Source organism: Neisseria meningitidis (genome assembly GCF_022869645.1).
GTDB classification, from domain to species: Bacteria; Pseudomonadota; Gammaproteobacteria; order Burkholderiales; family Neisseriaceae; genus Neisseria; species Neisseria meningitidis.
On sequence record NZ_CP064367.1, the window covers coordinates 992,767 to 1,004,656 of the forward strand.

The 11,890-nt window shown below is 54.1% G+C and carries 14 protein-coding genes; 5 read left to right on the plus strand and 9 right to left on the minus strand.

Annotated elements, in window-relative coordinates:
* Window positions 1-97: 97 nt before the first annotated feature.
* Window positions 98-667, plus strand: coding sequence for a UbiX family flavin prenyltransferase (locus tag IUJ45_RS05105; protein ID WP_002246460.1), 570 nt, complete (start codon window positions 98-100; stop codon window positions 665-667).
* A gap of 61 nt (window positions 668-728) precedes the next feature.
* On the opposite strand, the gene IUJ45_RS05110 is transcribed toward IUJ45_RS05105, so the two are convergent.
* The 3 genes from IUJ45_RS05110 to IUJ45_RS05120 all read right to left on the minus strand — a co-directional run bounded on the left by IUJ45_RS05110 (window position 729) and on the right by IUJ45_RS05120 (window position 3,176).
* Window positions 729-1,592: a MetQ/NlpA family ABC transporter substrate-binding protein gene (locus IUJ45_RS05110; protein WP_002218060.1), complete on the minus strand. Its 864-nt coding sequence runs from the start codon at window positions 1,590-1,592 to the stop codon at window positions 729-731.
* Window positions 1,593-1,750: 158 nt separating this feature from the next.
* Window positions 1,751-2,437: a methionine ABC transporter permease gene (locus IUJ45_RS05115; RefSeq protein ID WP_002246461.1), complete on the minus strand. Its 687-nt coding sequence runs from the start codon at window positions 2,435-2,437 to the stop codon at window positions 1,751-1,753.
* Between the two features lies 1 nt (window position 2,438).
* The gene (locus IUJ45_RS05120) at window positions 2,439-3,176 is read right to left on the minus strand and encodes a methionine ABC transporter ATP-binding protein (RefSeq protein WP_002223096.1); all 738 of its coding nucleotides are present in this window, start codon (window positions 3,174-3,176) and stop codon (window positions 2,439-2,441) included.
* A 529-nt stretch (window positions 3,177-3,705) separates the two neighbouring features.
* On the opposite strand from IUJ45_RS05120, the gene ltgA reads away from it, so the two are divergent.
* The 3 genes from ltgA (at window position 3,706) to IUJ45_RS05135 (ending at window position 6,635) form a co-directional block, all read left to right on the plus strand.
* Window positions 3,706-5,556 (plus strand): lytic transglycosylase LtgA, encoded by a 1,851-nt coding sequence (gene ltgA, locus IUJ45_RS05125; protein WP_002247164.1) that lies wholly within the window; start codon window positions 3,706-3,708, stop codon window positions 5,554-5,556.
* 288 nt (window positions 5,557-5,844) lie between these two features.
* On the plus strand, window positions 5,845-6,057 hold the full coding sequence (rpsU, locus tag IUJ45_RS05130; protein ID WP_002214819.1) for a 30S ribosomal protein S21: 213 nt from the start codon (window positions 5,845-5,847) through the stop codon (window positions 6,055-6,057).
* Window positions 6,058-6,188: 131 nt separating this feature from the next.
* Window positions 6,189-6,635, plus strand: coding sequence for a GatB/YqeY domain-containing protein (locus tag IUJ45_RS05135; protein WP_002245713.1), 447 nt, complete (start codon window positions 6,189-6,191; stop codon window positions 6,633-6,635).
* Between the two features lie 77 nt (window positions 6,636-6,712).
* Here IUJ45_RS05135 and IUJ45_RS05140 read toward each other — a convergent pair whose 3' ends face one another.
* From IUJ45_RS05140 to rpmE, 6 genes are all read right to left on the minus strand, one after another.
* Window positions 6,713-6,955: a hypothetical protein gene (locus tag IUJ45_RS05140; RefSeq protein ID WP_003711052.1), complete on the minus strand. Its 243-nt coding sequence runs from the start codon at window positions 6,953-6,955 to the stop codon at window positions 6,713-6,715.
* A gap of 4 nt (window positions 6,956-6,959) precedes the next feature.
* Window positions 6,960-7,352 carry a ClpXP protease specificity-enhancing factor gene (locus tag IUJ45_RS05145; RefSeq protein WP_002218067.1) on the minus strand — a complete coding sequence of 131 codons (393 nt, stop codon included), beginning with the start codon at window positions 7,350-7,352 and terminating at the stop codon, window positions 6,960-6,962.
* A 71-nt stretch (window positions 7,353-7,423) separates the two neighbouring features.
* On the minus strand, window positions 7,424-8,029 hold the full coding sequence (locus tag IUJ45_RS05150; protein ID WP_002226748.1) for a glutathione S-transferase N-terminal domain-containing protein: 606 nt from the start codon (window positions 8,027-8,029) through the stop codon (window positions 7,424-7,426).
* 101 nt (window positions 8,030-8,130) lie between these two features.
* A complete protein-coding gene (locus tag IUJ45_RS05155; protein ID WP_002247171.1) occupies window positions 8,131-9,807 on the minus strand; it encodes an ArnT family glycosyltransferase in 1,677 nt (558 codons plus the stop codon).
* 155 nt (window positions 9,808-9,962) lie between these two features.
* Complete coding sequence (locus IUJ45_RS05160; RefSeq protein WP_002246465.1) at window positions 9,963-10,592, minus strand: CadD family cadmium resistance transporter; 630 nt, start codon at window positions 10,590-10,592, stop codon at window positions 9,963-9,965.
* A gap of 314 nt (window positions 10,593-10,906) precedes the next feature.
* Window positions 10,907-11,122: a 50S ribosomal protein L31 gene (gene rpmE, locus IUJ45_RS05165; protein ID WP_002218070.1), complete on the minus strand. Its 216-nt coding sequence runs from the start codon at window positions 11,120-11,122 to the stop codon at window positions 10,907-10,909.
* A gap of 237 nt (window positions 11,123-11,359) precedes the next feature.
* On the opposite strand from rpmE, the gene IUJ45_RS05170 reads away from it, so the two are divergent.
* Complete coding sequence (locus IUJ45_RS05170; protein ID WP_002247154.1) at window positions 11,360-11,869, plus strand: acyltransferase; 510 nt, start codon at window positions 11,360-11,362, stop codon at window positions 11,867-11,869.
* Window positions 11,870-11,890: the final 21 nt, after the last annotated feature.

Sequence of the window (11,890 nt, forward strand, 5' to 3'; positions counted from 1 at the left end):
TGTTGCCGACAATTTGTATCCGTATTTATCGGATTTCTGTTTTTTCACTATAATAGCCGGTTTGCCGTTGCAGGCGGTTTTATGGGAAAGGCGGATGATGGTACGGCGTTTGATAATCGGCATCAGTGGGGCGAGCGGTTTCCAATACGGCGTGAAGGCTTTGGAACTTTTACGCGCGCAAGATATCGAAACGCACCTTGTGGTATCGAAAGGTGCGGAGATGGCGCGCGCTTCGGAAACGGCTTATGCGAGAGACGAGGTATATGCCTTGGCGGACTTCGTGCATCCGATCGGCAATATCGGGGCGTGCATTGCCAGCGGTACGTTTAAAACGGACGGGATGCTGGTCGCCCCCTGTTCGATGCGGACGCTTGCCTCGGTCGTGCACGGCTTCGGCGACAACCTCTTGACGCGTGCGGCGGATGTGGTTTTGAAGGAAAGGCGGCGGCTGGTGCTGATGGTGCGCGAAACGCCGCTGAACCTTGCCCATTTGGACAATATGAAGCGGGTAACGGAAATGGGCGGCGTGGTGTTTCCCCCTGTTCCTGCGATGTACCGCAAACCGCAGACGGCGGACGACATAGTGGCGCACAGTGTTGCACACGCTTTGTCGCTGTTCGGAATCGATACGCCGGATTCGGCGGAATGGCAGGGAATGGCGGATTAAAGGACAAAAATGCCGTCTGAACACGGATACGGTTCAGACGGCATCATTTTATACGACTGCCTTATTTGGCTGCGCCTTCATTCCATGCGGCAGGGGATTTGTAGCCCTCGAAGCGTTTGTGCGCGTAGGCTTTGAACGCGTCGGAGTTATAGGCCTCGGTTACGTCTTTAAGCCATTGGCTGTCTTTGTCGGCGGTTTTGACGGCAGACCAGTTGACATAGGCAAAGCTCGGTTCTTGGAACAGGGCTTCGGTCAGCTTCATGCCGCTGCTTATGGCGTAGTTGCCGTTGACGACGGCAAAATCCACGTCGGCGCGGCTACGCGGCAGTTGCGCGGCTTCAAGCTCGACGATTTTGATGTTTTTCAGGTTTTCGGCAATGTCCGCTTTGGATGCGGTCAGCGGATTGATGCCGTCTTTGAGTTTGATCCAACCCAGTTCGTCGAGCATCACCAAGACGCGGGCGAAGTTGGACGGGTCGTTGGGCGCGGATACGGTGCTGCCGTCTTTGACTTCTTCCAGCGATTTCAGCTTGCCCGGGTACAGTCCCAAAGGCGCGGTCGGCACTTGGAAGACTTCGGTGATGTCCAGATTGTGTTCTTTTTTGAAGTCGTCAAGATAGGGTTTGTGTTGGAAGACGTTGATGTCCAACTCGCCCTCAGCCAATGCCAGATTCGGGCGCACATAGTCGGTAAACTCGACCAGTTTGACGGTGTAGCCTTTTTTCTCCAGCTCGGGTTGGATTTGTTCTTTGACCATATCGCCGAAGTCGCCGACGGTCGTGCCGAAGACGATTTCTTTTTTCGCCGCGCCGTTGTCGGCGGCGGCAGAAGCGGATGCGGCGGGCGCGCTATCTTTTTGACCGCCGCAGGCGGCGAGGATGAGCGCGAGTGCGGCGGCGGAAAGGGTTTTGAAGAAGGTTTTCATATTTTCTCCTGATGTTGTGGCGGTTTCAAACAAAAATGACGGGCAGGGAGTCCTGCCGTCCGGATTCGGCGTTCAGACGGCATTTGCCGCGAACAGGGGGATTTTATAGCATTTTTCGGATAGCGGTGGGGGTTTTGGCGTTCAGACGGCATTTGGGTTCAACGTTTGTCGAGTTTCCGCGCCAACGCGTTGCCGGTGCTTTGAATCAGGATGACCAGCAGCACGAGGAGGGCGACGATGAAGACGATGACTTCGGTTTGGTAGCGGTAGTAGCCGTAGCGGATGGCGAGGTCGCCCAAGCCGCCGCCGCCTATCATCCCTGCCGCCGCGCTGTATGACAAAAGCCCGATGGCAAGCACGGTAATGCTGGAAACCATGCCCGCGCGCGCTTCGTTTAAGAGGACTTTGCGGATGATGGCAACCGGCGGCGCACCCATAGCGGCGGCGGCTTCAATCACGCCTTTGGGGACTTCGCGCAGGTTTTGTTCCACCAAACGGGCAAAATAAAACAATCCCGACACGCTCAACACCAGCGAGGCGGCAACCGGACCGATGGTGCTGCCGACGATGGCGCGTGTGGCGGGTATCATCGCAATCATCAGGATGACGAAGGGGAAGGCGCGCATGAGGTTGACGAGGTTGTCGAGCAGGAAGTTCACCAGCTTGTTGTAATGCAGTTGGCGGCTGGAGGTTACGAAGAGCAGCACGCCCAGCAGCGTGCCGAAGATGACGGCGAATGTGGTGGATAAGCCGACCATGACGAAGGTTTCGCCCAATGCGCGGACGATTTCGCCTTTCATACCGATGATGTTGGAAACGGCTTGTTGGAAGGTCAGGTCTGCCATTTCAGTCCTCTCTGATGAGTTCGCGCCCGATGTCGGATCGGGCGTGGATTTGGTTGCCGCGTACTTCGACGATTTCGACGACTTTGCCTTTATCCAAGAGGGCGGCGCGGTCGCACAGGCGGCGGATGACGCTCATTTCGTGGGTTACGATGACGATGGTTACGTTGAATCGTTTGTTGATGTCTTCCAAACATTCCAAGACGCTGCGCGTGGTGGCGGGATCGAGGGCGGAAGTGGGTTCGTCGGCGAGGATGACTTGGGGTTTGGGCGCGAGCGCGCGGGCGATGCCGACACGCTGTTTTTGTCCGCCGGAAAGCTGGGCGGGATAGTGGCCGGCGCGTTCGGTCAGTCCGACGATTTCGAGGCATTCGGCAACGCGCGCTTTGATTTTTTCAGACGGCCATCCGGCGATTTCCAAAGGAAAGGCAACATTGTCGGCAACGGTGCGGTTGCTCAAAAGATTAAACTGCTGAAACACCATGCCGATATTCTGCCGCGCCTGACGCAATGCGGCGGCATCAAGCGCGGTCAGCTCTTGTCCACAGACGTTGACCTTGCCCGTGTCGGGACGTTCCAACAGGTTAATCAGTCGCAACAGGGTGGATTTGCCTGCACCCGAATAACCCATCAGCCCGAAGATTTCGCCGTCGCGGATTTCGAGGCTGGTCGGCTCGACGGCGGCAAAACGGGTCTTGTCGCGCGTTTGGTAATGCTTGGAAACCTTGTCCAAAATAATCATTGTCTTTCCCATACAACAAAGCCCGATGTCGGACACAACGGGCACGGAAGATAAAGCTGAAATTGTCGGAACGCTTTAGCTGTTATGCCCGCAAGCTGTGTCAAATCGGCAGGTTAATTTTCGTAGGATATTATCGGGAAAGCGTTTTTTTGTCAATAAGGCAGGAAGCGGGCAACCATTTCGGACAATGCCGTCTGAAACGGGCAAAGGCAGCGGTTCTCACCAAAACGGCAAATAATTGAAAAATATATAGTGGATTAACAAAAATCAGGACAAGGCGACGAAGCCGCAGACAGTACAAATAGTACGGAACCGATTCACTTGGTGCTTCAGCACCTTAGAGAATCGTTCTCTTTGAGCTAAGGCGAGCCAACGCCGTACCGGTTTTTGTTAATCCACTATAAATTATGTCGGAAACATTCCAAAGGCGGTGCAGTTTCGGCATATAATTCATGCAAACGCCTGTTCAGACGGCATTTTGTCTTTTCCAACCCTGACCGTTCAGGGTTCCGATTCTTAAGGAAATCCGATGTACCCACCCTCTCTGAAGCATTCCCTGCCGCTGCTGGTGGCCCTGGTGCTTGCCGCGTGTTCTTCGACAAACACACTGTCAGCCGACAAGACCCCGGCAGACAATATAGAAACTGCCGACCTTTCGGCAAGCGTTCCCACCCGCCCTGCCGAACCCGAAGGAAAAACGTTGGCAGATTACGGCGGCTACCCGTCCGCACTGGATGCAGTGAAACAGAAAAACGATGCCGCCGTCGCCGCCTATTTGGAAAACGCCGGCGACAGCGCGATGGCGGAAAATGTCCGCAACGAGTGGCTGAAGTCTTTGGGCGCGCGCAGACAGTGGACGCTGTTTGCACAGGAATATGCCAAACTCGAACCGGCAGGGCGCGCCCAAGAAGTCGAATGCTACGCCGATTCGAGCCGCAACGACTATACGCGTGCCGCCGAACTGGTCAAAAATACGGGCAAACTGCCTTCGGGCTGCACCAAACTGTTGGAACAGGCAGCCGCATCCGGCTTGTTGGACGGCAACGACGCCTGGAGGCGCGTGCGCGGACTGCTGGCCGGCCGCCAAACCACAGACGCACGCAACCTTGCCGCCGCATTGGGCAGCCCGTTTGACGGCGGTACACAAGGTTCGCGCGAATATGCCCTGTTGAACGTCATCGGCAAAGAAGCACGCAAATCGCCGAATGCCGCCGCCCTGCTGTCCGAAATGGAAAGCGGTTTAAGCCTCGAACAACGCAGTTTCGCGTGGGGCGTATTGGGGCATTATCAGTCGCAAAACCTCAATGTGCCTGCCGCCTTGGACTATTACGGCAAGGTTGCCGACCGCCGCCAACTGACCGACGACCAAATCGAGTGGTACGCCCGCGCCGCCTTGCGCGCCCGACGTTGGGACGAGCTGGCTTCCGTAATCTCGCATATGCCCGAAAAACTGCAAAAAAGCCCGACCTGGCTCTACTGGCTGGCACGCAGCCGCGCCGCAACGGGCAACACGCAAGAGGCGGAAAAACTTTACAAACAGGCGGCAGCAACGGGCAGGAATTTTTATGCGGTGCTGGCGGGGGAAGAGTTGGGGCGCAAAATCGATACGCGCAACAATGTGCCCGATGCCGGCAAAAACAGCGTCCTCCGTATGGCGGAAGACGGCGCGATTAAGCGCGCGCTGGTGCTGTTCCGAAACAGCCGAACCGCCGGCGATGCGAAAATGCGCCGTCAGGCTCAGGCGGAATGGCGTTTCGCCACACGCGGCTTCGATGAAGACAAGCTGCTGACCGCCGCGCAAACCGCGTTCGACCACGGTTTTTACGATATGGCGGTCAACAGCGCGGAACGCACCGACCGCAAACTCAACTACACCTTGCGCTACATTTCGCCGTTTAAAGACACGGTAATCCGCCACGCGCAAAATGTTAATGTCGATCCGGCGTGGGTTTACGGGCTGATTCGTCAGGAAAGCCGCTTCGTTATGGGCGCGCAATCCCGCGTAGGCGCGCAGGGGCTGATGCAGGTTATGCCTGCCACCGCGCGCGAAATCGCCGGCAAAATCGGTATGGATGCCGCACAACTTTACACCGCCGACGGCAATATCCGTATGGGGACGTGGTATATGGCGGACACCAAACGCCGCCTGCAAAACAACGAAGTCCTCGCCACCGCAGGCTATAACGCCGGTCCCGGCAGGGCGCGCCGATGGCAGGCGGACACGCCCCTCGAAGGCGCGGTATATGCCGAAACCATCCCGTTTTCCGAAACGCGCGACTATGTCAAAAAAGTGATGGCCAATGCCGCCTACTACGCCTCCCTCTTCGGCGCGCCGCACATCCCGCTCAAACAGCGTATGGGCATTGTCCCCGCCCGCTGACGTACCGATGCCGTCTGAAACCCGCCCGGTCTTTCAGACGGCATTTTTATCCCGAACGGCATTGACGGCGAACCATAAATATAAGACAATCCGAAAATTGTTTTTCCTGCTTTTTCAAGCAGCTTGACACGGCACAAGCCGACCCGTTAGGAGGTGATGTTTCCGTCACGGCGCGTATCCCGCCGCCGCAAGGCACAGCGATACGGTAAACCTTCAACACCGTCTGCCCTACCCTTTCCACCGATATGATGGGCAGATGAAACAACCGAATTTATTAAAGGAAATAAAATGCCTGCAATCCGCGTAAAAGAAAACGAACCCTTTGAAGTCGCTATGCGCCGTTTCAAACGCGCCGTAGAAAAAACCGGCCTGCTGACCGAGCTGCGCGCCCGCGAAGCCTACGAAAAACCGACTACCGAACGCAAACGCAAAAAAGCGGCAGCCGTAAAACGCCTGCAAAAACGCCTGCGCAGCCAACAACTGCCGCCCAAAATGTACTAAACGTTCAAGTACAGATTACAGGTCAGCCCTGTGATATGAGGACACACCGCAAGACCTGCTCTGCGGTGTGTTTTGCTTTTCAGACGGCATCGAAACCCGCCGTTTCCATCCGACATCCCAGCGAGAACATTATGAGCCTGAAAATCCGCCTTACCGAAGACATGAAAACCGCGATGCGCGCCAAAGACCAAGTTTCCCTCGGCACCATCCGCCTCATCAACGCCGCCGTCAAACAGTTTGAAGTGGACGAACGCACCGAAGCCGACGATGCCAAAATCACCGCCATCCTGACCAAAATGGTCAAACAGCGCAAAGACAGCGTGAAAATCTACACTGAAGCCGGCCGTCAGGATTTGGCAGACAAAGAAAACGCCGAAATCGAGGTACTGCACCGCTACCTGCCGCAAATGCTCTCCGCCGGCGAAATCCGTACTGCGGTCGATGCCGCCGTTGCCGAAACCGGCGCGGCAGGTATGGCGGATATGGGCAAAGTGATGGGCGTATTGAAAACCCGACTTGCCGGCAAGGCCGATATGGGCGAAGTCAACAAAATCTTAAAAGCCGTGCTGACCGCCTGATTGTATGAATATAAGGAAAAATGCCGTCTGAACCCCATATCGCAGGTTCAGACGGCATTTTCATGGTTTGATGATATTTATAAAAATTTTGCAACACGCTCATGCACAGCAACTGCCGCTGCTCGTTGGCGTTGCCGCTCTATCGCTTGGTTAGCTGCACCATAATTGCACTCTAATGCTGATGCAATAACGTCCCAATATCGAATTGGCAGGGGCAACACGGTTTCGATACACCGAAACGGGTTTTGCCGATAAACGGATTCCGTTTGCGCCCCATCGGACAAAATGCCGTCTGAAACACGATTCCGTTCAGACGGCATAGATTTATTTGACCAATTTCAAGCCTTTTTTGGCGGGCCGGGGCGCGGTTTCGGCAGAGGTGTTTTCAGGCGACGTGTCGGGGCGATACGCTTCCAATTCAAACCCCATACCTTCGCCGGTCTCCCGTGCGAAAAGGCTGAGGACGTGTCCGACAGGTATCCATATGTCGTGCGCCTGTCCGCCGAAGCGGGCGGAAAAGCTGATCCAATCGTTGTCGATTTGAAGGTTTTGCGTGGCGGTCGCGCCGATGTTGAGCATAATTTCGTTGTCGCGGACGTACTGCATGGGGACGCGCGTGTGTTCGTTGACCCAGACAAGGATGTGCGGTGTGAGGCTGTTGTCGCTGCACCATTCGCAAAGTGCGCGGAGGATGTAGGGTTTGGTTGAGGTGGGCATGATGGGTTCCGTGTGGTGTGCCTGAATGTGAAAATGCCTGCAAAACGGCGGGTTTTGCAAGCATTTCGGACTTATTTGCGCATGGCTTTTTCGGCGGGTGTCAGTGCTTCGATAAAGGCTTCGCGCTGGAAGATGCGCTCGGCGTATTTGAGCAGCGGCGCGGCACTTTTGCCCAGTTTGACATCGTAGTGGCCGAGCCGCCACAGCAGCGGGGCAAGGGCGACATCAATCATAGAAAAATCTTCGCCGAGGATGTATTTGCTTTTGCTGAACGAAGGGGCAAGCATGGTCAGACCGTTGCCGATGGCTTCGCGCGCTTTTGCCTGTTCCTTGTTGGTGGCGGCGGGGTTTTCCAAAACTTGGACGTGGTTAAACAATTCTTTTTCCATACGGTACAGCACCAGCCGGCCCCTGCCGCGCATAACGGGATCGCCGGGCATAAGCTGCGGATGGGGGAAGCGTTCGTCGATGTATTCGTTGATGATGTTGGACTCGTGCAGCACCAAATCGCGCTCGACCAGCACGGGAACTTGGTTATACGGGTTCATGACGGCGAGGTCTTCGGGCTTGTTGTAAATATCGACGTCTTTGATTTCAAAATCCATACCTTTTTCGTACAAAACGAAGCGGCAGCGGTGGCTGAAGGGGCAGGTAATGCCGGAATAGAGGGTCATCATAATGATTGTCGCTCCTGTGTGATGCCTGCAAAACGGCTGATTTATAAAGGTTTAATCGCGCAATTATACGCGATTTCCGGCACTTAATCCAGAAATTCGGCTCAATCTGTTGTTTTTAATATATTTTCCCCGGTTTTCCGTATCAGTGCGAACTTACTGTCTTTGTTGCGCGGGCGCGCACCCTGCCAGACCGTCTGCCAGCCTTGCGGCGCATCCGCGTTTTGGGGCAAGCGGACGATGCGGTAGCGGCATTGTACATCGCCGACGCGGTGCGGCAATGTGCCGTACTGCGTCCAAACAATCCGCGTGTGTAGGTCGCCGCCGCCTATGTCGATACACTCGATGCCGTCTGAAAGCTCCCGTTTTAATTCCGGGGAAAGCGATGCCTCCATACTCCGGACGACGGGCGCGTGGCTTTTCGCCGCGTCCAGCCACGGCAGGAACAGCGTCATCAGCAAAGCCCAGGTCAGGGTAACGCCTGCCGCCCAGTTGGTAACCGCCTGCCTGCCGCGTATGTTTTTGCGGGTAATCGCCCACAGCCACAAGGGTGTGAACAGTACGGCAACCGCCATCGGAATGGGATCGATATCAGGAACATAATACGGGCTGAAATAGGCGGCGCGTTCGGCAAGCTTGGCGGGCCAGCCGTAATTCATGGCGAAAAAGCCCGTCCACAGGAACACGGCAAACAGTCCGAACGCCATAATGCCGAACCAGTTGACAAACGCCGCCGCGCCGCGTCTCAGGCTGTCCAGTTGCGCCGCGCCGAACAGGGCAAGCGGCGGAAGCAGCCAGACGAGGTTATCCTGAAAACGCTGCGGATTGACGGCAAGCAGCACCAAAACGGCAAGCATCCAGACGACGCCCAAAATCCCCCAGTCGGTCGAAAACAGGCGCGTGCGGCAAACCGTCCAAACCGCCAGCGGCAGCGCAGGCAATGCAAACCAAAGCAGGTTTTTCAGATAGTAAAACAAACTGAATGCCGTCTGAATGTGCCGCACGCCGCCGAACGTACCGAAAACGTGATCGTCGAGCCATTGCGCGAACAGCGCGGGCTGCGTTTTTGCCAAGAGCAGCGGGTAAACGGTCATAAGCGGCAGGGCAAAGGCAAGCGAGGCGACTGCCGTCAACATCAAACGCCTGCTTTGCCACGGACGGAAAAACATCAGCACGGGCAGGGGCAGCATCAGGGCAAATGCCGCCGGATAAGCTGCTGCCAACGACATCAGCGTCCAACCCGTACCGAGCAGAAAAGAGGCGGCAATCACGCGCCGGCGAGCCAAAGAATAACCGTGCAGCACCAGTCCGGCGGCGGCAAAGGCGGCGGCAGCGGGGTTGAGAAAGTGTACGGTCGGAATCAGCCCGATACAGCCGATGAGAATCAGGACGACGCTGCGCCCGTGGTGTCTGCCCAAAAAGTTGAAACCGGCAAAGCCGCAGGAAGTCAGTCCGACAACGGCGAAAAACACGCCGGCAAAGCGTGCGGCATCATACGGGTCGGCAGCCCACGGCGACAGCAAATGTTTGAACGCGGCGGCAACCCAAAGATACACGGGCGGTATGCCGAAATCGATTTGACCGAACAGATGGGCAACCAAAGGGGTGGGGCTGCCTGCCAGTGCTTCGACGGCGGTATAGACGGCAGGTTCGTCAGGATTCCACAAATCGTGGGAAAACACGCCGGGCCACAACCAGGCAAACGCCATCAACAGCAACAGCCACGGCTTTTCGTGGGTTTTGGCGGGCGGGCGGGCATCGGGCGGGGTATAGGTCAGCATAAGCGTGAGAAGAAATGGACGGATTGCCAAGTGTAGCAAATATTCGCACAAAGGTCGTGCAGAGACGGCATCAGATAAAATCCGACAGCATCAGACACAAAAAGACCGGCAACAAAAAAGACTGCACATGGCAGTCTTTGCAGATACTATCTTTTTCATAATATTTTTTCCTGGCCCGACACAGTCCATAGCATATCAAAACTGTTGTTTTCAATCAGGATATATACCCCCAATCCTAAATAAACAACAGCAACAAACCATCTGCTATATTTTTCCAAAGTTTCTCCAACAGAAGGGACTTGTGCTAATTTTTGGGCAGAAAAAACCAAGAGATAAATCATGACTAGAAAGGTAAGTAAAGCCACTATCAAATTCACTAAATTTAAGGTAGTAAAATATGGAACAAAGACACCAATATTGTCAGCACCACAACTTGCAAAAGTAATCATAGCGACTAGAAAAATCAGGTTTTTATTATCTTTGCGCAAACCCTCTTTGGCAATAGCCTCTCCATCGGAATCTCCTAAAAGCAAAACTTTGAGGCCTAGGAAAATCGGAATCAAGCCGAGCAAACCTAAAATCTCTTTACTAGGAATATAATCTAAGACAAATGCAAAAAGCAAACTTAGCAATATCAGGCTAACAGAGCCTAGAAATTGTCCTAAATAGATGTTAATGATGTCTTTTCTGCTTTTTCTTTTGGCAAAAAATAACATTAGGATAATAAGTAAGTCTACGGCTGTCCCAGAATACAGGATTATTGAAGTAACGACATTTTGAATCATAAAACATCTCATTCAAATATATTTTTTAATGTATTCAAACATTAAACTTTGTAGATGTCAACTTCAACCCCATCAAAATATAGTGGATTAACAAAAACCAGTACGGCGTTGCCTCGCCTTAGCTCAAAGAGAACGATTCTCTAAGGTGCTGAAGCACCAAGTGAATCGGTTCCGTACTATTTGTACTGTCTGCGGCTTCGTCGCCTTGTCCTGATTTTTGTTAATCCACTATATAGATAAGAAGTCAGTATGCCAAATATTAAAAAGCCCTGCCATCGAAATGATGGCAGGGCTTAATTCTTGCAAAGCGGCAATCAGCGTTTGAACAGGTTGCCGAATTTGTTGTTGAATTTGTCCACGCGGCCGGTGGTATCGACGATTTTTTGGGTGCCGGTATAGAACGGGTGGCACAGGGAGCAAACCTCGATATTGAAGTTTTCTTTTTCCATCGCGGATTTGGTTGCGAATTTGTTGCCGCAAGAGCAGGTAACGTTGACTTCGTGGTAGTTCGGGTGAATACCTTGTTTCATTTGATTTCCTTTCAAAAAAGCGGGCATAGGGGATGTACCTATGCTACAGACAAGCTCGGCATTCTCGCTATTTTCTGTTGTTTCGTCAAGAGGATATTCGATAAAATGTATAGTGGATTAACAAAAACCAGTACAGCGTTGCCTCGCCTTGCCGTACTATCTGTACTGTCTGCGGCTTCGTCGCCTTGTCCTGATTTTTGTTAATCCACTATAAAAAGTTCTTTTGAGGGAGGTTTGATGGGATCAAAATTCTTTTTCCTGCTGCTGCGTTTTGCCGGTTCGGTGTTGCCGCCGTCGCATATGCGCGGCATCGTCGGCAGACGGGTACGCGGTTTTTTGGCGCGGCGGGTTTCTCCGCATATCGGACGCGGGGTCAATATCGAACGCGGGGCGTATGTGTTTCCGGATACGGTTTTGGGCGACGGCTCGGGCATCGGGGCAAACTGTGAAATCTGCCGTGGGCCGGTGGTCGGCAAAAATGTGATGATGGAGCCGGAATGCCTGCTCTATTCGACCAACCACAAGTTTGACCGTGAAAACAAACGCTTTGAGGGCTACACGGAAATCCGTCCGATTACGTTGGAGGACGATGTCTGGCCGGGGCGCAGGGTGATTGTAATGGCAGGCGTAACCGTCGGACGCGGCTCGGTCGTGGGCGCAGGCGCGGTGGTTACAAAAGACATTCCGCCCTACTCTTTGGCGGCAGGCAATCCGGCAGTGGTGAAAAAGAATCTGCCGGAAGGTTGAATGCCGTCTGAACGTGTCGGG

Excerpts from the sequence above, each read along its gene's own strand:
- IUJ45_RS05170 (WP_002247154.1), top strand. The coding sequence starts at position 11,360 with ATGGGATCAAAATTCTTTTTCCTGCTGCTGCGTTTTGCCGGTTCGGTG.
- IUJ45_RS05155 (WP_002247171.1), bottom strand. The coding sequence starts at position 9,807 with ATGCTGACCTATACCCCGCCCGATGCCCGCCCGCCCGCCAAAACCCAC.
- IUJ45_RS05145 (WP_002218067.1), bottom strand. The coding sequence starts at position 7,352 with ATGCCCACCTCAACCAAACCCTACATCCTCCGCGCACTTTGCGAATGG.
- IUJ45_RS05150 (WP_002226748.1), bottom strand. The coding sequence starts at position 8,029 with ATGATGACCCTCTATTCCGGCATTACCTGCCCCTTCAGCCACCGCTGC.
- IUJ45_RS05105 (WP_002246460.1), top strand. The coding sequence starts at position 98 with ATGGTACGGCGTTTGATAATCGGCATCAGTGGGGCGAGCGGTTTCCAA.
- IUJ45_RS05115 (WP_002246461.1), bottom strand. The coding sequence starts at position 2,437 with ATGGCAGACCTGACCTTCCAACAAGCCGTTTCCAACATCATCGGTATG.
- IUJ45_RS05120 (WP_002223096.1), bottom strand. The coding sequence starts at position 3,176 with ATGATTATTTTGGACAAGGTTTCCAAGCATTACCAAACGCGCGACAAG.
- rpsU (WP_002214819.1), top strand. The coding sequence starts at position 5,845 with ATGCCTGCAATCCGCGTAAAAGAAAACGAACCCTTTGAAGTCGCTATG.
- ltgA (WP_002247164.1), top strand. The coding sequence starts at position 3,706 with ATGTACCCACCCTCTCTGAAGCATTCCCTGCCGCTGCTGGTGGCCCTG.
- IUJ45_RS05110 (WP_002218060.1), bottom strand. The coding sequence starts at position 1,592 with ATGAAAACCTTCTTCAAAACCCTTTCCGCCGCCGCACTCGCGCTCATC.
- IUJ45_RS05160 (WP_002246465.1), bottom strand. The coding sequence starts at position 10,592 with ATGATTCAAAATGTCGTTACTTCAATAATCCTGTATTCTGGGACAGCC.
- rpmE (WP_002218070.1), bottom strand. The coding sequence starts at position 11,122 with ATGAAACAAGGTATTCACCCGAACTACCACGAAGTCAACGTTACCTGC.
- IUJ45_RS05140 (WP_003711052.1), bottom strand. The coding sequence starts at position 6,955 with ATGCCGTCTGAACGGAATCGTGTTTCAGACGGCATTTTGTCCGATGGG.
- IUJ45_RS05135 (WP_002245713.1), top strand. The coding sequence starts at position 6,189 with ATGAGCCTGAAAATCCGCCTTACCGAAGACATGAAAACCGCGATGCGC.